Here is a 16,726-nt window from a genome sequence, read left to right on the forward strand (position 1 = left end):
TGCTGCGCCGCACCATGCCGCACGATGGCGACCGGACGACCCGACCGTTTCCACAATAAGCGTTCCAACTTACCCGTCACTTACGCGGCACGGCCGTTTCGCCCACCGGGCGGCGCTGCTTGTAGCTTTACGCTGCAACGAGCGCGACCCTACAATCGTAACTGAACTCGCCTTCCGGATTCCAGCTTGAATCGCTACGCTTTCTTTCTCGTGCTGTCGATGCTGTTCGTCGGCAGCAATGTCGGTATCGGTAAATCGATCGTCGTCTTCGTTCCCGTCGCCATCCTCGCCACGCTGCGCTTCGTGATCGCGATCGCCGTGCTGTGGCCGCTGTTCAGCCCGGTGAAGATGCGCACGGTCAAGCGCGGCGAATGGCTGAACCTGTTCCTGCAGGCATTCTTCGGCACCTTCATGTTCACGCTGCTGATGCTGAACGGCGTGCAGCGCACGAGCGCGGTCGCGGCCGGCGTGATCACGAGCACGATCCCGGCGATCGTCGCGCTGTTTGCATGGCTGATCCTGCGCGAAAAACCGAACGGCCGTGCGCTCGTATCGATCGCGCTCGCGATCGCCGGCGTCGTGACGATCAACCTCGCGAACGGCAGCGCGGCCGGACATGGCGCATCGTCTTCGCTGACCGGCAACCTGCTGATCCTCGGCGCGGTGTGCTGCGAATCGATCTACGTGATCCTGTCGCGCCGCCTCACGCAGACACTCGCGCCGATCGACATCTGCGCGTACACGCACCTGTTCGGCCTGTGCCTGATGCTGCCGCTCGGCGCATCGGCCATGTGGCATTTCGATTACGCGAGCGTGCCGGCCGGTACCTGGGCACTCGTCGTCTGGTACGGCCTGTCGGCCAGCATCTTCTCGTTCTGGCTGTGGATGAAGGGTATCCGCCACGTGCCGGGCAGCCTCGCCGGCGTGTTCAGCGCGGTGCTGCCGGTCGCCGCGGCCGCGTATGGCATCGCGTTCCTCGGCGAGCGCCCGACGCTCGCACACGGCATCGCGCTCGCGTGTGTCGTCACCGGTATCGTGCTGGCCAGCCTGCGCGTGAAACGCGTGCCGGCGGCCGCCGCCTGATCCGTCCCTGGCAATGCCGGCGCGTCACTGCAGTCGCGCCGGCCGACGCGTTACAATAGCGCGCCTTTTCAAGATTACCCCCGATACCTGCGCACCGCGCCCGACTTTCCACCATGTCTGCCCCGCATTCGCCCGGCCGCCCCGCGCGTCGCCCGCTTCGCCCGCTTCCCGCGCTGATTTTCATGAGCCGCTGGCTCCAGGTTCCGCTTTACCTCGGTCTGATCGTTGCGCAGGCCGTCTATGTGTTCCTGTTCCTGAAGGAAGTCTGGCACCTGCTGTCGCATGCGGCCAGCCTCGACGAAATCAGCGTGATGCTCGCGGTGCTCGGCCTGATCGACGTGGTGATGATCTCGAACCTGCTGATCATGGTGATCGTCGGCGGTTACGAAACGTTCGTGTCGCGCCTCGGCATCGAGGGCCACCCCGACGAGCCCGAGTGGCTCGATCACGTGAACGCGGGCGTGCTGAAGGTCAAGCTGTCGATGGCGCTGATCAGCATTTCGTCGATCCACCTGCTGAAGACGTTCATCAACCCCGATCAGCACACGATGCACGCGATCATGTGGCAGGTGATCATCCACGTGTCGTTCCTGGTGTCGGCGCTCGTGATGGCGTGGGTCGACCGCCTGACGACGCACACGCACCCGGCCCATTTCCACGAGACGCACGCGCCCGTAGCCGCCGTCTCGCGCAAGCCGGCCGAAGCAGCCGCCAACGCATAAACGCATTCCCCACTGTCCCCACAGAGTCTCAGCCATGACCGTCATCAAACAGGAAGACCTGATCCAGAGCATCGCGGATTCGCTGCAGTACATCAGCTACTACCATCCGCTCGACTACATCCAGGCCCTCGGCCGCGCGTACGAGCTGGAGGAGAGCCCGGCCGCGAAGGACGCGATCGCGCAGATCCTCACGAACAGCCGCATGTGCGCGGAAGGCAAACGCCCGATCTGCCAGGACACCGGCATCGTCACGATCTTCGTGAAGGTCGGCATGGACGTGCGCTGGGACGGCGCGACGATGGGCCTCACCGACATGATCAACGAAGGCGTGCGCCGCGGTTACACGCACCCGGACAACGTGCTGCGCGCGTCGATCGTCAATCCGCCGGAAGGCGCCCGCAAGAACACGAAGGACAACACGCCGGCCGTGATCCACTACGAGATCGTGCCGGGCGACAAGGTCGACGTGCAGGTCGCGGCGAAGGGCGGCGGCTCGGAGAACAAGTCGAAGTTCGTGATGCTGAACCCGTCCGACTCGATCGTCGACTGGGTGCTGAAGACGGTGCCGACGATGGGCGCAGGCTGGTGCCCGCCCGGCATGCTCGGGATCGGCATCGGCGGCACGGCCGAAAAGGCGATGCTGATGGCGAAGGAATCGCTGATGGAGCCGATCGACATCCAGGAAATCATCGCGCGCGGCCCGAAGGACTGGGTCGAGGAACTGCGCGTCGAACTGCACGAGAAGGTCAACGCGCTCGGCATCGGCGCACAGGGCCTCGGCGGCCTGGCCACCGTGCTCGACGTGAAGATCATGGCCGCACCGACGCACGCGGCATCGAAGCCGGTCGCGCTGATCCCGAACTGCGCGGCGACGCGCCACGCGCACTTCGTGCTCGACGGTTCGGGCCCGGCCAAGCTTGAAGCGCCGTCGCTCGACGCATGGCCGAAGGTCCAGTGGGAACCGAACACGGAAACCAGCAAGCGCGTCGACCTGAACACGCTGACGCCGGAAGAAGTCGCGAGCTGGGCGCCGGGCCAGACGCTGCTGCTGTCGGGCAAGATGCTCACCGGCCGCGACGCCGCGCACAAGCGCATCGCCGACATGCTCGCGAAGGGCGAGAAGCTGCCGGTCGACTTCACGAACCGCGTGATCTACTACGTCGGCCCGGTCGATCCGGTGCGCGACGAAGTGGTCGGCCCGGCCGGCCCGACGACGGCCACCCGCATGGACAAGTTCACCGAGACGATGCTGGCGCAAACCGGCCTGATCTCGATGGTCGGCAAGGCCGAGCGCGGCCCGGTCGCGATCGACGCGATCAAGAAGCACAAGGCGGCCTACCTGATGGCGGTCGGCGGTGCGGCGTACCTCGTGTCGAAGGCGATCCGCGGCGCGAAGGTGCTCGCGTTCGAAGACCTCGGCATGGAAGCGATCTACGAGTTCGACGTGCAGGACATGCCGGTGACGGTGGCGGTCGATTCGTCGGGCACGTCGGTGCACCAGACCGGCCCGAAGGAATGGCAGGCCAAGATCGGCAAGATCCCGGTCGCAGCCGCTTAAGCGCGATCGAACGAAAGGCCGGACGGACGTCCGGCCTTTTTACTTCTCATTCTCATTATTGAGCGCGGCCGGTTATTCAAGGCTGATTCTCATTACATGCAAAAGGCAGGCCAGACAAGGCTTCGAGGCTTGGCTTTTCTCGTTCGAGCGATTATCGTTCGGTTTCTGAAGCCCCACTGAACAAGGAACAGCCATGCAAGGCGACAAGAAAGTCATCGAATATCTGAACGCCCAGTTGAAGAACGAACTCACGGCGATCAACCAGTACTTCCTGCATGCGCGCATGTACAAGCACTGGGGCCTCGAGAAGCTCGGCAAGCACGAGTACGACGAGTCGATCGGCGAAATGAAGCACGCCGACTGGCTGATCGAGCGCGTATTCATGCTCGACGGCCTGCCGAACCTGCAGGATCTGCACAAGCTGCTCGTCGGCGAGGAAACCGAAGAGATCCTGAAGTGCGACCTGAAGCTCGAGCAGATCTCGCAGTCCACCTGCAAGGAAGCGATCGCCTACTGCGAATCGGTGCGTGACTATGTGTCGCGCGAGATCTTCGAAAAGATCCTCGACGACACCGAAGAGCACATCGACTGGCTGGAAACGCAGATCGACCTGATCGGCAAGGTCGGCCTGCAGAACTACCAGCAAACGATGATGGGTTCGGCGGAGTAAACTCTCTCCACACGTCCCGTTATCGCCCCCAGCCCGTTCATGTCGACACCTTCCGTTATCGCAGCGACGGCCTCGACCGTCGCCCCCGTCGGCATCTTCGATTCCGGGCTGGGCGGCCTGTCGGTGTTGCGCGCCGTGCGCGCGCAACTGCCCGACGAATCGTTCATCTACGTCGCCGATTCGCACCATGCGCCGTATGGTCCGCGCGACGAGGCATTCATTACGGAACGCACGCTGGCAATCGGCGAGTGGCTCGCCCGCGAAGGGGCGAAAGCGCTCGTCATCGCCTGCAACACCGCGACCGCGCGCGCGATCGCCGCGATCCGCGAACGCCTGTCGATGCCGCTGGTCGGCGTCGAGCCGGGCATCAAGCCGGCCGCCGCCGTGTCCGCGAGCGGCATCGCGGGTGTCCTCGCCACCCAGTCGACGCTGAACAGCCCGCGCTTCCAGGCGCTGCTCGACCGCTACGGCGCCGGCCGCCGCTTCATCTGCCAGCCCGGCCACGGGCTCGTCGAAGCCATCGAGCGCGGCGACACGAATTCGCCCGCATTGCGTGCGTTGCTCGACAGCTACCTGCAGCCGATGCTCGACGACGGCGCCGATACGCTGGTACTCGGCTGCACGCATTACCCGTTCTTCACGGAAACGATTCGTGACCTTGTGGGCGACCGCCTGACGATCGTCGACACCAGCGACGCCATCGCGCGCCAGCTCATGCGGGTGCTCGACGAGCGCAACCTGCGCGCGCCCGCCGGCACGCGCGCGGCGCCGCCCCGCTTCTGCTCGACCAGCGACGGCCGCCAACTGCAGGTACTCGCGTCGACACTGCTCGGCCTTACGGCGCCCGTCGAATCCGTCACCATTTCCTCGCCGAACGCGCGCGCCTGCGCGACCGCCTGACACGGGCCGGCACGCCCTCTTTCGCGCGCCACCCTACCGCTTCGCCACGTCAAGGGTCTGATGACCTTAAAAAAAGCCCGCCCCAGGCTTGTCAACGTCCGCAAATTTAATGATAATAATTCGCATTACCGTTAGCTATCGCAACTCATCATGATCGTCTGCGTGTGCAAGTCTGTTTCCGATCGCAAGATTCGCGCGTCCCTCGCTGAGGGCGTGAACTCTTTCGATGAACTCCAGTTCGAACTCGGCGTGGCCACGTGCTGCGGCAAGTGCGAGGAGTCCGTACGCGACCTCATGGCCGAACACGGCGTTTGCGCGAGCCAATGCGGTGTCGAGCATCACGCTCACCCGATCCCGGTCACGTTCTACGAACGCAAGGCCGCGTGACCGGCACCGAGTGTGCGCATGCGGCCCAGGCCGCATTTTTTGTTTCAACCGTCAGCAAGCCACCGTCTGCGCGAGCCAGCGGCCTACCTGCCAAGGAGCCTGTCATGGAATTGCTGATCGGATTTGTGACCACCGTTTGCATCTCGCTGCTGATCTTCCGCAAGTGATGCCGATTCACCCGCCGCGCCCCGGGTGCGACATCGTTCTTTCAAGCTAACATGCAGGCTTCGCATCTCGCTCCTGCCGGCGCCATGCCGGCTGCACCACGTATGAATTCCCGTGTGATCGTCGTCGCGGTCGGTGTGCTTGCCGCACATGCGATCATGCTGACGGCCGCCTGGCTCCATCGCAACGCGCCGCCACCGAAATCGGTGGAGGTCCAGACGATCACCGCGCAGCTCATCACGCCTGCACCGATCGCGCAGCAGGTTGCTGCCGAATCGATCCCGCAGCCCGCGCCGCCGAAGCCCGTGCCGCGCGTGAAGCCGAAGGTCGAGCCGAAGCCGGTGCAGAAAGCGGCAAAGCCGACGCCCCAGCCGGTTGCACAATCGCCGGCCCCGTCGCCGACACCCGCGCCGACCGCCGATCCGACGCCCGCGCCTGCCGCGCCCGCCCCCGCAGCACCGGCCGCTACGGCCGCCCCGGCGCGCGAAACCATGCAGGTCAGCGCGCCGAAAAACGTGCCGACGCTCCAATGCAACTTCGTGAAGCCCGACTACCCGTCGATGTCGCGCCGCCGCGGCGAATCGGGCACGGCCTATGTTCACTTCGTCGTCGGTGTGACCGGCAAGATCGAGAGCATCGATCTGCAGAAGAGCAGCGGCTACCCGCGCCTCGACGATGCCGCACTCGACGCGATGCGCTCGACCACCTGCCGTCCGTATATCGAGAACGGCCAGGCGATCCGCGCCGCCCGCACACAGCCCTACAGCTTCGGGCTCACCGACTAACCTGCCTCATCCGGAAGATTCTAAGGAAACAAGAAAATGCAAAGCTACGGTATCGCGCACGTCTGGGCGCAAGGTGATTTCGTCACGCGCGCCATTGCGATCACGCTGCTCGTGATGTCGGTCCTGTCGTGGATCGTGATCGTCATCAAGGGCTGGAACGTGATCCGCCTGAACCGCCTGACGAAGAACGCCGAACAGGCGTTCTGGCATTCGGACAATTTCGACGACGGCATCAAGAAGCTCGGGCTCGCCGCATCGACGCCGAACGACAACCCGTTCCTCGCGCTCGCACTGTCGGGCAAGGAAGCCGCCGATCACCACCACCAGACGCAGCCGCACCTGCACGACCGCATGGACGTGTCGGACTGGGTCACGCGCTGCCTGAAGGACACGATGGACGAAGGTATCTCGCGCATGCAGAGCGGCCTCGCGATCCTCGCGTCGGTCGGCAGCACGGCGCCGTTCGTCGGCCTGTTCGGTACGGTCTGGGGGATCTACCACGCGCTGCTCGCGATCGGCGCAACCGGCCAGACGTCGATCGACCAGGTCGCGGGCCCGGTCGGCGAATCGCTGATCATGACCGCGTTCGGCCTGTTCGTCGCGATCCCGGCCGTGCTCGGCTACAACGCACTGACCCGCGCGAACAAGGGTGTCGTCAGCAAGCTGCGCCGCTTCGCGCACGGCCTGCACGCGTACTTCGTGACGGGCGCGAGCCTCGCGTCGTCGTCGACGCGCGACGGCCTGCGTCTCGCGACGCGTGCCAGCTGAGACGGGGTGAACCATGGCAATGAACACCGGTTTCAGCGACGATGACGACGATGCCGTGATGAGCGAGATCAACATGACGCCGCTCGTCGACGTCATGCTCGTACTCCTGATCATTTTCCTCGTGACGATCCCGGCGATGCAGCATGCGGTGAAGATCGACCTGCCGCACGCCAGCAGCCAGCCCGTCGACGAAAAGCCGCAGACGGTCGACGTCGCGATCCAGGGCGACGGTACGATCCTGTGGGACGACCACACGGTCACGCGCGAACAATTGCAGGCGCGCATCGCGGAAGCGGCAAAGCGCACGCCGCAACCGGAGTTGCACCTGCGTGCGGACCGCAAGGTCGCCTACGAACACGTCGCCGAAGTGATGTCGGATGCGCAGGCAGGCGGCCTGACGAAGCTCGGCTTCGTGACGGAACCGACTGCGAAAGCGAAGTAACGCACGCGCGATCCGACGCGCCGGCCGCACCTCGTCGGCCGCACAAAGTAAAAGGCCTTCATCGCCAGATGAAGGCCTTTTTTCATGCGCACGCGGGCGCCTTCGGGCGGCGGGCTCTTTGGCGGTATCGGTTGCGCCTCGAGCAACGCAAATGCGACTCTGCCGTGGTCTGCACGGACTGCGCGTTCTGCCCTATCTGGCTCGCAATATATGCGGCCACCTGATTTCGCTCCGAACTTCCTTCACGAAATGGGATTTCAATATAGGCCCGCACGCACGCGCATTCAAGGTTCCGGCGATTGAAACTTGCGATTGCAGGCGACGCTTCAATGACAAAACAAATTTGCCTCGTCGCGCACGTCGTGTTCAGGTCGCCGAAGCATCGGCCGCCGCTTCCTTCTTCGCACGCTCCGGACACCCCGGATCCTGGTAGGCGCCGTGATCGAGCTTCTCGACCAGATAGTCGACGAACGCACGCACCGCGGGCGGCATCCCCTGCCGCGACACGAACACCGCGTACAGTTGCGGCACCGGCAGCGTCCAGCCCGGCATCACGGGCGACAGTTGCCCCGCGCGCAGCGCGTTGCCGTACATCATCTCCGGCAGGGCCGCGATGCCGAGCCCATCGAGCACGGCTTCGCGGATCGTCATCAGGTCGGCCGTCACGAGCCGCGGGTCGTGCTCGTGCACGTGACGCGTACCGTCCGGCGCGATCAGGTTGAACACGTGCCGCCCGTCGACGCTCGGTGTATCGAGCGTCTCGAATCCGGTCAGGTCGTCCGGCACCAGCGGCGGCGCATTCTGGCTCAGCAGGCTCGGCGCGCCGACCAGCATCTGCTCGGTGCGCCACAGCGGCCGCACGACGATGTTCGCGTTCTGCGGCGGCTCCGAGCGCACGCGCAGCGCGACGTCGATCGAATCCTCGAACAGGTCGATCACGCGATTCGTCACGCGGACGTGCACCTTCACCTCGGGATAGCGGCGCAGGAATTCGGGCAGGATGCGCGACAGCATCGTCTGCGACAGCGTCACGGGCACGCTGACGCGTACCGAACCGCGCGGCGAGGAGCGCAACTGCTGGACCGCATTCATCGCCGCCTGCGCTTCGGCCAGCATCGCCTGGCAATGCTGGTAGAACAGCTCCCCTGCCTCGGTCAGCGCGAGCTTGCGCGTGGAACGCTGCAGCAGGCGCACGCCGAGCGCCGCCTCGAGTTCGGTCAGGCGCCGCGACAGGCGCGATTTCGAGATGCCCAGCACGCGCTCCGCAGCCGAGAAACCGCCATGTTCGACGACCTGCGAAAAGTACATGAGGTCGTTCAGGTTATGTGCATCGATATTCATCTCATCGTTCCAATTTCAGAACAATCCATTGCGAACCGTCGCGAATCGAACGGTAAAACGCCCAATATAATAGCGCCATGTTTCAAAAATAACGCTATTCCGATCATTTCGAGGGAATCCACATGACGACCGCCCGCTCGCTTGACCGCACGTACCCCGCGCTTCGCACGACCGAAGGCGGCGGCTTCGTGGTTCACCGCCCGTTCCCGACCCGGCTGCTGATGGATTTCGATCCGTTCCTGCTGCTCGATGAAATGGGACCGGTCGACTATGCGCCCGGCGAAGCCCGCGGCGCGCCGGCCCACCCGCATCGCGGCTTCGAGACCGTGACCTACGTGCTCGACGGGCACTATCGCCATCACGACTCGGCCGGCCACGCGGGCGCGCTCGGCCCCGGCGACGTGCAGTGGATGACAGCCGGCGCCGGCGTCGTGCACAGCGAGATGCCGGATCCCGCATTCGCGCAGGCGGGCGGCCATTCGCACGGCTTCCAGCTGTGGGTCAACCTGCCGCGCCGCGACAAGCTGATCGCGCCGCGCTACCAGGAAATTTCGGCCAGCCGCATCCCGACCGCGACGTCGCCGGACGGCCGCGCGCGCGTGCGCGTGATCGCCGGAGAGGCATTCGGTGTCCAGGCCGTGATCGAGACACGCACGCCGATCCTCTATCAGCATTTCACGCTGGAACCGGGCGCAACGGTCACGCAGCCCGTGCCGGCCGGCTATCGCGTGTTCGCCTATCCGATCGACGGAACGGGCCTCTACGGGCCCGACAGGCAGGCTGTCGACGCACAACATATGATCGTCTACGGCTGCGACGGCGACAGCGTCACGTTCGCGGCCGGCGATACGCCACTCGACCTGCTGCTGATCGGCGGCGTGCCGCTCAACGAGCCGATCGTGCGCTACGGCCCGTTCGTGATGAATACCGAGGAAGAGATCCGGCAGGCCGTCGTCGACTACCAGAGCGGCCGCATGGGCCGCATCGACGCGTGACGCGCGGGTGGGGACGCAGGTGCCGCGAAACCGCGCGTTTTGCGTCACAATGACTTCTTGAACCATGTGGCCACCCGCCACCAGAAGGAACCCGCCCCCTTGAACTTCGAACACCTGATCCAGATCAACTCCGACGATCCGGCCGTGCCGACCCTCACCCGCGACCAGCTCTGGGAAGGTCTCGTGTTGCGTGCCGAACAGCCGCAACTGTTCGTGCTCGGCCTCGACAGCTGCGTCGTCCACGAACGGACGGACACGACGCTCGAACGTGAGCTGCACTACGGTCACGCGACCGTGCGCGACCGCGTCACGTTCACGCCGAACCAGCAGGTTCGCTACGACATCCTCGCCGCCGACGGCGAGATCGGCGGCTCGCTGACGATGTCGATCGAGGAACGCGACGACCACGAACTGTTCCTCCGTTTCGAATACCGCACGACGCTGGTCGTCACGGACGACAGCGAAGATGCGCGTCAGACGCACGGGATCGTCAAGGAGGCGTACCGCACGTCGGATATCGACACGGTCCGCCTGATCCGCGAGTACGCGCAGGGCCGCAAGGATCCCGATCCGCTGCACTGAACCCGGCGGCGGCCTGCGGGCCGCCTCTTTGACTCAAGCTATCAGGTTTACCATTTCGATCGATAAAGAGTTTTTGCGAATGGGAATGGTTATCATTTAGAATTAATTCCATCGTATCGACAGTCACCGATCAACCGAATGACCGACACCATGCGCCCGACCACGCTGACCCTGCGCCGCACGACCGGCACCGCAGGCAGCAGCCGCCAGAAGACGGCAGCGGTCACCACGCCGGCGAAACCCGCCGGCAACCGCGATGCAGGCACGCGGGTCGTCAGCAGCGATGCGCTGCTGCAAGGCCAAAGCCACGTCAGCATCGCGCATAACGGAGAAACCTATCAGTTGCGGGCCACGCGGCTCGGCAAACTGATCCTGACGAAGTAACGACCGAGTATTGTGGGGACCACCTCCCTGAGAGGTGTTGGGCAGTAGCCAGCGTAACGGCTTGCACGCGAGATCTAGACCCCTTCGTGCAAACACACTCAAGCAGCCGTTGCAGCAAGCCAAGCCACTTTTTTTGGTTCTCACGCCTGGAAGAAAAAAAGCGGCACGTCGAAGGACGTGTCGCTTTTTTGTTTGGGTGGTGTCGATGTGTTCGACTGCCGTTCGCGGTTACTTCAATGCATCCCGATGGATCGCCTTCCGCCCTGCGCCGTGCAAGGATGGCCCCAGGCAGCGCAAACGCTGCTCAGAACCCCCAGAACATCAGCCACCACGCACTGTCGATGACAGCCAGCGCTGCCGCGAACCACGCAAAGGCGGCAAGCCGGCGCGGCCAGGCCGCATAACGCCCCGTCACCTTCCACGCGAGCCACGCGCTCCACGCGTTGGCGCCGACCAGGATCGCGATACGCACGTCCGTGGCCCAGCCGAGCGGCACATGCTCGGCACGCAGCAGCGACAGCGTCGTCGCCGACAGCCCGAGGAACACGCCCGCGCCCGCGATCGGAATCAGCGCCTGCGCGAGATGATGGAGCCGCACGCGATCGAAGCGGCCGAGCATCAGCGTGGCACCGGCCAGCAGCACGAGCAGCGCCGTGCCGTACACGAGCCCTGTGCCGACGATGTAGCTGACGACGAGCCCGCCGTCGAGCCAAGAAAACACGTCGTTGCGATCCGGGTAATGCGTGAGCAGGAACCACGGTGCGTTGGTTTCGAGCGGCCACGTGATGTCATGGTCGATCAGCCAGCCCGCGAGCCATTGCTTGATCTGCACGAACCACGGGCTGGCGGTCCAGTGGAACGCACCGATCGCGACACCGAGCAAGCCGTACAGGATCAGCGCGGTGTCCCACGGGTTCGCCTGCTGCGCGCCGAGGTTCACGACTTCGTCGGACGGCGAGCGCAACGACAGCGAGATCGCATCACGGTGCCCGCTGCAGCGGCCGCACATATGGCAGTCGGCCGCGCCCTTCATGTTGCGCAACGGTACGAGCGGCGCGCAGTTGATCGGAATCACGCGATGGCCATGCTCGCCGTTCTTGTACGAGCGGCGCCACGCATCCTCGTCGACCTTGTAGCGCATCGGCGCAAGCCTCGCGAGCAGCCCGAACACGCCGTTGACCGGGCACAGATACTTGCACCACACGCGCTTCTCGCGGCCGTACAGCACACCGATCACGATCGCACCGACGGTCGAGCCGCCGAGCACGAACAGCACCGCGAGCGGGTACTGGTACACGCTGACCATCTGCCCGTAGATCGTCGTGAGCCCGAACGCGACGAACGGCCAGCCGCCCCACCGCATCCAGCGCGGAATCGCGCCACCGCGGCCGAACTTGCTCGCGAATTCGGTGAGCGCACCTTCCGGACACAGCACGCCGCACCAGACGCGGCCGAGCATCACCATCGACAGCAGCACGAACGGCCACCAGATGCCCCAGAACACGAACTGCGCGATCAGCGTGAGGTTGTTCCACAGGTGCGCGGAGTCGTCCGGCAGCGGCAGCACCGCCGGCACGATGATCAGGAACGCATAGACGGCGACGACGATCCACTGGATGCCGCGGATCACCGCGCCGTGGCGCTGCATCCACTGGCCCGCCTGCGCGAGCCAGCCCGGCTTGGTTGCGGCGGCAACGTTCATGCCGCGCGGCCCGCAGCGACGGCCGGACGACGGCTCGCACGCTTCATCAACAGCCAGACGACGGCCCAGTACACCGCATAGGCAACCAGGTTGGTCAGCGCCGGATGTGCGCGATAGCCCGTCAGCGTCGCGACGAGCGAGCCGAACGTGCTGGAGTCATCGAGAATCGACGACGTATCCCACACCTGCGAAATGCCGAGCGGCAGGATTTCCTTGTCGATCAGCTTGTCGACGCCGGTCTGGAACAGGCCCGCGCCGAGGAACAGCAGCATCACTTCGGTGACGCGGAAGAAGTGCCGCCACGAGAAATACTTGCCGCCGAGTTGCAGCAGATAGAACGTCAGGAATGCGAGGCCGAGGCCGATCACGACCGCGAGCATCTGGCTGCCGTCGACGTGGCCCGACTGGCCGAAACCGAGGCCGTACAGGAAGATCACCGTCTCGCTGCCTTCGCGCGCGATCGCGAGCGCGACCAGCACCGCGACGCCCCACCAGTTCGAATCGCGCGTGCTCTGCTGCAGCGATTGCTCCATGTCGCGCTTCAGCGTGCGGCCATGCCTGCGCATCCACAGCACCATCTGCACGATCAGCACGCACGCGATCAGCACCATGGCGGTCTGGAAGTAGTCCTGCGCGTCGCCGGACAGCACTTCGGTGAAACCGACCAGCGCTGCGCCGAGGCCGACCGCCATCAGCAGACCGACACCGACGCCGGCCCAGAGAAAAGGCAGGCCGCGGCGCGCGTCGTCGTCGCCGTTTTTCAGCCATGCGTAGAGAATGCCGACGACGAGCAGCGCTTCGACGCTCTCCCGCCAGACGATGAACAAGATCTGACCCATCGATACCTCCTGACGCGCGGTACACCGGGCAGGTGGGCCTGCGCGCAGATAAAACGCGTTACTTCGCGACGATCACGCCCTGTGCCTGCTGGTGGAAATCGTCGAAAAACTTGTATTCGCCCGGCGACAACGGCGCGACGACCACGAACGAATCGGCGCCCGGCGCGAGTACCTTTTCCTTGCGCAGCTGCACGCTCTCGAATTCGGCGGCGCCCTTGCCGGTGTTCTTGATCTCGATCTTGAAACGCTGCCCGGCCGGCACTTCGATGCGGGCGGGATTGAGCTTGCCGTCCATCATCTCGAGCTTGAACGTCGGCAGGTCGGCAGCGTGCGCTGCGCCGGCAAGCCACAACGCAGCGGCTGCGGCAAAGACTTTCTGGGGAATTTTCATTCTGGGTTCTCTACGCCGACGGCGCGCCGAAGCGCGCCGTCCGTGATGCCACCGATCAGTAACCGCCCTTCTTGCCGATACCGGCGAACGGGAAGTCGTACTCGAGGGTGATGGGCTTGAACCATGCGCCCACGCCCGTTTCCTTGTCGATGTGACGGCCGAACGCCATGTGGCCCGACTGCATCGGCGGCTTGACGGTCATCGTCAGGTGGTACTTGCCCGGGCCAGACAGCTTCACGTTGTCGCCGTAGTGCGGGCCATCGCTCGCGACCATGCCCATCAGGTCGCCTTCCGCCTTCCACTTCGTGTCGCCCTGCTTCGTCAGCTTGTACGTGACCTGCAGGTACGGCATCCAGTCGCCTTCCGCGAAACCCGTCGGGTTGTTCTTGACCGCATGGATATCGGCCTCGAGGTGGATGTCGGAATCCGACGCCTTGCGCATCATCCCTTCCGGATCCATCGTGATCGGCTGCAGGTACACCGCGCCGATTTCCATGCCGCCCTGGATCTGCTGCTTGCCGATCGGATATTCGGCAGCCGAGGCCGACATCGCGGCAAGCGCCGCCGCTACCGCAACCGACGTGCGGATGAACGAAGAACCCAACATGGACACTCCTTGTTATTTGATCTGACACCGTGCGGGCCACCCGCCGGGCGCCCCGCTGGAAACACTAACGCGACGAATAACGTTAATGCGAACTATTCTCAATAATTGCGGAGTTTAGCACCGATCCCGTTCCGGAACAAACGAGGCACCGCGTAAACCCCTGATCCGACAAGGCTTACAGCTCGATTACCGGCACGTTTCGGTGACGCTTTGAAAGATTTACCGACCGCCGCTGACGTGATCGCCGACGTTCGCGCCAAACACGCGCTCGCGCAGCAGCGCGAGCTGGTCGCGGGTCGCAGCGGCCTTCTCGAACTCGAGGTTCTTCGCGTAGTCGGCCATCTGCTTTTCGAGGCGCTTGATTTCCTTCGCCAGCTGCTTCTCCGACATGTCCTCGAATTTCGCGCGCTGCTGCGCTTCCTTCAGCTCCGCGCGCGCTTCGTCGGCGTTGTAGACGCCGTCGATGATGTCCTTGATGCGCTTCACCACGCCGCGCGGCGTGATGCCCATCTTTTCGTTGTGCGCGATCTGCTTCGCACGGCGCCGCTCGGTCTCGCCGATCGCGCGCTTCATCGACTCGGTCATGTTGTCCGCGTAGAGGATCGCCTTGCCGTTCACGTTCCGCGCGGCCCGGCCGATCGTCTGGATCAGCGAGCGCTCGGCGCGCAGGAAGCCTTCCTTGTCCGCGTCGAGGATCGCGACGAGCGACACCTCGGGAATGTCGAGCCCTTCCCGCAGCAGGTTGATCCCGACCAGCACGTCGAACGTGCCGAGCCGCAGGTCGCGGATGATCTCCACGCGCTCGACCGTGTCGATGTCGCTGTGCAGGTAGCGTACCTTGACCCCGTGGTCCGCCAGAAACTCGGTGAGTTGCTCGGCCATGCGCTTCGTCAGCACGGTGATCAGCACGCGCTCCTCGGCCTTCACGCGCTCGTTGATCTCGCCCAGCACGTCGTCGACCTGCGAGCTCGCCGGCCGCACTTCGATTTCCGGATCGACGAGCCCGGTCGGTCGCACGACCTGCTCGGCGATCTGCCCGGTCACGCGCTGCTCGTAATCAGCCGGCGTGGCCGACACGAACACGACCTGGCGCATCTTGCGTTCGAACTCGGGGAACTTGAGCGGCCGGTTGTCGAGCGCGGACGGCAGCCGGAACCCGTAGTTGACGAGGTTTTCCTTGCGCGCGCGGTCGCCGTTGTACATGCCGTTCAGCTGGCCGATCAGCACGTGCGACTCGTCGAGCAGCATCAGCGCATCGGGCGGCAGGTAGTCGACGAGGGTCGGAGGCGGGTCGCCGGGCTCCGCGCCCGAGAAATGCCGCGAGTAGTTCTCGATGCCCTTGCAGAAGCCGAGCTCCTGGAGCATCTCGAGATCGAAGCGCGTGCGCTGCTCGAGGCGCTGCGCCTCGACGAGCTTGCCGTCGCCGTGAAAGAACTCGAGCCGCTCGCGCAGTTCGTCCTTGATCGTCTCGACCGCGCGCATCACGGTGTCGCGCGGCGTCACGTAGTGCGACGACGGATAGACGGTGAAGCGCGGGATCTTCTGCCGCACGCGGCCGGTCAGCGGGTCGAACAGCTGCAGCGTCTCGACCTCGTCGTCGAACAGTTCGACGCGCACGGCCAGCTCCGCGTGTTCGGCCGGGAAGATGTCGATCGTGTCGCCGCGCACGCGGAACGTGCCGCGCTGGAAATCCTGCTCGTTGCGCGTGTACTGCATCGCGATCAGCCGTGCGATCACGTCGCGCTGGCCGAGCTTGTCGCCGGTACGCAGCGTCAGGATCATCTGGTGGTATTCGGACGGGTTGCCGATACCGTAGATCGCCGACACCGTCGCGACGATCACGACGTCGCGACGCTCCATCAGGCTCTTCGTCGCCGACAGCCGCATCTGCTCGATGTGCTCGTTGATCGACGAGTCCTTTTCGATGAACAGATCGCGCTGCGGCACGTACGCTTCAGGCTGGTAATAGTCGTAGTACGAGACGAAGTACTCGACCGCGTTGCGCGGGAAGAACTCGCGAAATTCCGAGTAGAGCTGCGCGGCGAGCGTCTTGTTCGGCGCGAACACGATCGCCGGGCGGCCGAGCCGCGCGATCGTGTTCGCCATCGTGAAGGTCTTGCCCGAGCCCGTCACGCCGAGCAGCGTCTGGAACGAGAGACCGTCCTCGACCCCTTCGACGAGCGTCTCGATCGCGGTCGGCTGGTCGCCGGCGGGCGGATACGGTTGATACAGCTGGAACGGCGACCCTTCGAAGGTCACGAATTTCGATTCGTCGAGCGCGTCGCCGGTTTCGGCTTTATGTTCGGACATGGAATGCGGCCGGAGCGAGGGCAAAGAAAGCATTCTAGCGCTTCGCGGCCTCGCGAACTGCTGTCGGCTCCTGACGCGCGACGACCGTCCGAAAT

19 protein-coding genes are annotated in these 16,726 nt (G+C 64.6%); 13 read left to right on the forward strand and 6 right to left on the reverse strand.

Features of this window, described 5'->3' with window-relative positions; all coding sequences use genetic code 11:
• Window positions 1–186: 186 nt before the first annotated feature.
• The 10 genes from ACN8ZM_RS11890 to ACN8ZM_RS11935 all read left to right on the forward strand — a co-directional run bounded on the left by ACN8ZM_RS11890 (window position 187) and on the right by ACN8ZM_RS11935 (window position 7,480).
• Complete coding sequence (locus ACN8ZM_RS11890; RefSeq protein ID WP_205824240.1) at window positions 187–1,083, forward strand: DMT family transporter; 897 nt, start codon at window positions 187–189, stop codon at window positions 1,081–1,083.
• 113 nt (window positions 1,084–1,196) lie between these two features.
• Window positions 1,197–1,805 carry a TIGR00645 family protein gene (locus tag ACN8ZM_RS11895; protein WP_043188735.1) on the forward strand — a complete coding sequence of 203 codons (609 nt, stop codon included), beginning with the start codon at window positions 1,197–1,199 and terminating at the stop codon, window positions 1,803–1,805.
• A gap of 34 nt (window positions 1,806–1,839) precedes the next feature.
• Window positions 1,840–3,363 (forward strand): fumarate hydratase, encoded by a 1,524-nt coding sequence (locus tag ACN8ZM_RS11900; protein ID WP_043188737.1) that lies wholly within the window; start codon window positions 1,840–1,842, stop codon window positions 3,361–3,363.
• A 193-nt stretch (window positions 3,364–3,556) separates the two neighbouring features.
• On the forward strand, window positions 3,557–4,033 hold the full coding sequence (gene bfr / locus ACN8ZM_RS11905; protein ID WP_043188739.1) for a bacterioferritin: 477 nt from the start codon (window positions 3,557–3,559) through the stop codon (window positions 4,031–4,033).
• A 39-nt stretch (window positions 4,034–4,072) separates the two neighbouring features.
• Window positions 4,073–4,933 carry a glutamate racemase gene (gene murI, locus ACN8ZM_RS11910; protein WP_043188740.1) on the forward strand — a complete coding sequence of 287 codons (861 nt, stop codon included), beginning with the start codon at window positions 4,073–4,075 and terminating at the stop codon, window positions 4,931–4,933.
• Between the two features lie 150 nt (window positions 4,934–5,083).
• A complete protein-coding gene (locus tag ACN8ZM_RS11915; protein ID WP_043188741.1) occupies window positions 5,084–5,320 on the forward strand; it encodes a (2Fe-2S)-binding protein in 237 nt (78 codons plus the stop codon).
• Window positions 5,317–5,487 (forward strand): hypothetical protein, encoded by a 171-nt coding sequence (locus tag ACN8ZM_RS11920; RefSeq protein WP_155292061.1) that lies wholly within the window; start codon window positions 5,317–5,319, stop codon window positions 5,485–5,487. Before ACN8ZM_RS11915 ends, ACN8ZM_RS11920 begins: the two co-directional genes overlap by 4 nt.
• Window positions 5,488–5,538: 51 nt before the next feature.
• Window positions 5,539–6,270, forward strand: coding sequence for an energy transducer TonB (locus ACN8ZM_RS11925; protein WP_420210040.1), 732 nt, complete (start codon window positions 5,539–5,541; stop codon window positions 6,268–6,270).
• 36 nt (window positions 6,271–6,306) lie between these two features.
• Window positions 6,307–7,038: a MotA/TolQ/ExbB proton channel family protein gene (locus ACN8ZM_RS11930; RefSeq protein ID WP_043188744.1), complete on the forward strand. Its 732-nt coding sequence runs from the start codon at window positions 6,307–6,309 to the stop codon at window positions 7,036–7,038.
• A gap of 13 nt (window positions 7,039–7,051) precedes the next feature.
• Window positions 7,052–7,480 (forward strand): ExbD/TolR family protein, encoded by a 429-nt coding sequence (locus ACN8ZM_RS11935; protein ID WP_089450934.1) that lies wholly within the window; start codon window positions 7,052–7,054, stop codon window positions 7,478–7,480.
• 366 nt (window positions 7,481–7,846) lie between these two features.
• Here the strand turns inward: ACN8ZM_RS11935 and ACN8ZM_RS11940 are convergent, their stop codons facing one another.
• Window positions 7,847–8,821, reverse strand: coding sequence for a LysR family transcriptional regulator (locus ACN8ZM_RS11940; protein ID WP_043188748.1), 975 nt, complete (start codon window positions 8,819–8,821; stop codon window positions 7,847–7,849).
• A gap of 122 nt (window positions 8,822–8,943) precedes the next feature.
• On the opposite strand from ACN8ZM_RS11940, the gene ACN8ZM_RS11945 reads away from it, so the two are divergent.
• The 3 genes from ACN8ZM_RS11945 (at window position 8,944) to hemP (ending at window position 10,782) form a co-directional block, all read left to right on the forward strand.
• Window positions 8,944–9,816 carry a pirin family protein gene (locus ACN8ZM_RS11945; RefSeq protein WP_420210041.1) on the forward strand — a complete coding sequence of 291 codons (873 nt, stop codon included), beginning with the start codon at window positions 8,944–8,946 and terminating at the stop codon, window positions 9,814–9,816.
• Between the two features lie 99 nt (window positions 9,817–9,915).
• Window positions 9,916–10,398, forward strand: coding sequence for an SRPBCC family protein (locus ACN8ZM_RS11950; protein WP_089450936.1), 483 nt, complete (start codon window positions 9,916–9,918; stop codon window positions 10,396–10,398).
• Between the two features lie 138 nt (window positions 10,399–10,536).
• Window positions 10,537–10,782, forward strand: a complete 246-nt coding sequence (gene hemP, locus ACN8ZM_RS11955) for a hemin uptake protein HemP (RefSeq protein WP_043188753.1) — start codon at window positions 10,537–10,539, stop codon at window positions 10,780–10,782.
• 304 nt (window positions 10,783–11,086) lie between these two features.
• On the opposite strand, the gene ACN8ZM_RS11960 is transcribed toward hemP, so the two are convergent.
• The 5 genes from ACN8ZM_RS11960 to uvrB form a co-directional block, all read right to left on the reverse strand.
• On the reverse strand, window positions 11,087–12,484 hold the full coding sequence (locus tag ACN8ZM_RS11960; protein ID WP_420210042.1) for a 4Fe-4S binding protein: 1,398 nt from the start codon (window positions 12,482–12,484) through the stop codon (window positions 11,087–11,089).
• On the reverse strand, window positions 12,481–13,323 hold the full coding sequence (locus ACN8ZM_RS11965) for an FTR1 family iron permease (protein ID WP_043188756.1): 843 nt from the start codon (window positions 13,321–13,323) through the stop codon (window positions 12,481–12,483). Before ACN8ZM_RS11965 ends, ACN8ZM_RS11960 begins: the two co-directional genes overlap by 4 nt.
• Window positions 13,324–13,381: 58 nt before the next feature.
• The gene (locus ACN8ZM_RS11970) at window positions 13,382–13,714 is read right to left on the reverse strand and encodes a cupredoxin domain-containing protein (RefSeq protein WP_420210043.1); all 333 of its coding nucleotides are present in this window, start codon (window positions 13,712–13,714) and stop codon (window positions 13,382–13,384) included.
• Window positions 13,715–13,769: 55 nt separating this feature from the next.
• The gene (locus tag ACN8ZM_RS11975) at window positions 13,770–14,321 is read right to left on the reverse strand and encodes an iron transporter (RefSeq protein ID WP_043188762.1); all 552 of its coding nucleotides are present in this window, start codon (window positions 14,319–14,321) and stop codon (window positions 13,770–13,772) included.
• A gap of 219 nt (window positions 14,322–14,540) precedes the next feature.
• Window positions 14,541–16,631, reverse strand: a complete 2,091-nt coding sequence (gene uvrB, locus ACN8ZM_RS11980; RefSeq protein WP_043188764.1) for an excinuclease ABC subunit UvrB — start codon at window positions 16,629–16,631, stop codon at window positions 14,541–14,543.
• Window positions 16,632–16,726: the final 95 nt, after the last annotated feature.

Origin of the sequence: Burkholderia aenigmatica, from assembly GCF_048627025.1 — a bacterium.
Taxonomy (GTDB): domain Bacteria; phylum Pseudomonadota; class Gammaproteobacteria; order Burkholderiales; family Burkholderiaceae; genus Burkholderia; species Burkholderia aenigmatica.

Coding starts and splice junctions, on each gene's coding strand:
- ACN8ZM_RS11965 (WP_043188756.1), bottom strand. CDS start 13,323: ATGGGTCAGATCTTGTTCATCGTCTGGCGGGAGAGCGTCGAAGCGCTG.
- uvrB (WP_043188764.1), bottom strand. CDS start 16,631: ATGTCCGAACATAAAGCCGAAACCGGCGACGCGCTCGACGAATCGAAA.
- ACN8ZM_RS11975 (WP_043188762.1), bottom strand. CDS start 14,321: ATGTTGGGTTCTTCGTTCATCCGCACGTCGGTTGCGGTAGCGGCGGCG.
- ACN8ZM_RS11900 (WP_043188737.1), top strand. CDS start 1,840: ATGACCGTCATCAAACAGGAAGACCTGATCCAGAGCATCGCGGATTCG.
- hemP (WP_043188753.1), top strand. CDS start 10,537: ATGACCGACACCATGCGCCCGACCACGCTGACCCTGCGCCGCACGACC.
- ACN8ZM_RS11970 (WP_420210043.1), bottom strand. CDS start 13,714: ATGAAAATTCCCCAGAAAGTCTTTGCCGCAGCCGCTGCGTTGTGGCTT.
- bfr (WP_043188739.1), top strand. CDS start 3,557: ATGCAAGGCGACAAGAAAGTCATCGAATATCTGAACGCCCAGTTGAAG.
- ACN8ZM_RS11960 (WP_420210042.1), bottom strand. CDS start 12,484: ATGAACGTTGCCGCCGCAACCAAGCCGGGCTGGCTCGCGCAGGCGGGC.
- murI (WP_043188740.1), top strand. CDS start 4,073: ATGTCGACACCTTCCGTTATCGCAGCGACGGCCTCGACCGTCGCCCCC.
- ACN8ZM_RS11895 (WP_043188735.1), top strand. CDS start 1,197: ATGTCTGCCCCGCATTCGCCCGGCCGCCCCGCGCGTCGCCCGCTTCGC.
- ACN8ZM_RS11940 (WP_043188748.1), bottom strand. CDS start 8,821: ATGAATATCGATGCACATAACCTGAACGACCTCATGTACTTTTCGCAG.
- ACN8ZM_RS11935 (WP_089450934.1), top strand. CDS start 7,052: ATGGCAATGAACACCGGTTTCAGCGACGATGACGACGATGCCGTGATG.
- ACN8ZM_RS11925 (WP_420210040.1), top strand. CDS start 5,539: ATGCAGGCTTCGCATCTCGCTCCTGCCGGCGCCATGCCGGCTGCACCA.
- ACN8ZM_RS11945 (WP_420210041.1), top strand. CDS start 8,944: ATGACGACCGCCCGCTCGCTTGACCGCACGTACCCCGCGCTTCGCACG.
- ACN8ZM_RS11930 (WP_043188744.1), top strand. CDS start 6,307: ATGCAAAGCTACGGTATCGCGCACGTCTGGGCGCAAGGTGATTTCGTC.
- ACN8ZM_RS11915 (WP_043188741.1), top strand. CDS start 5,084: ATGATCGTCTGCGTGTGCAAGTCTGTTTCCGATCGCAAGATTCGCGCG.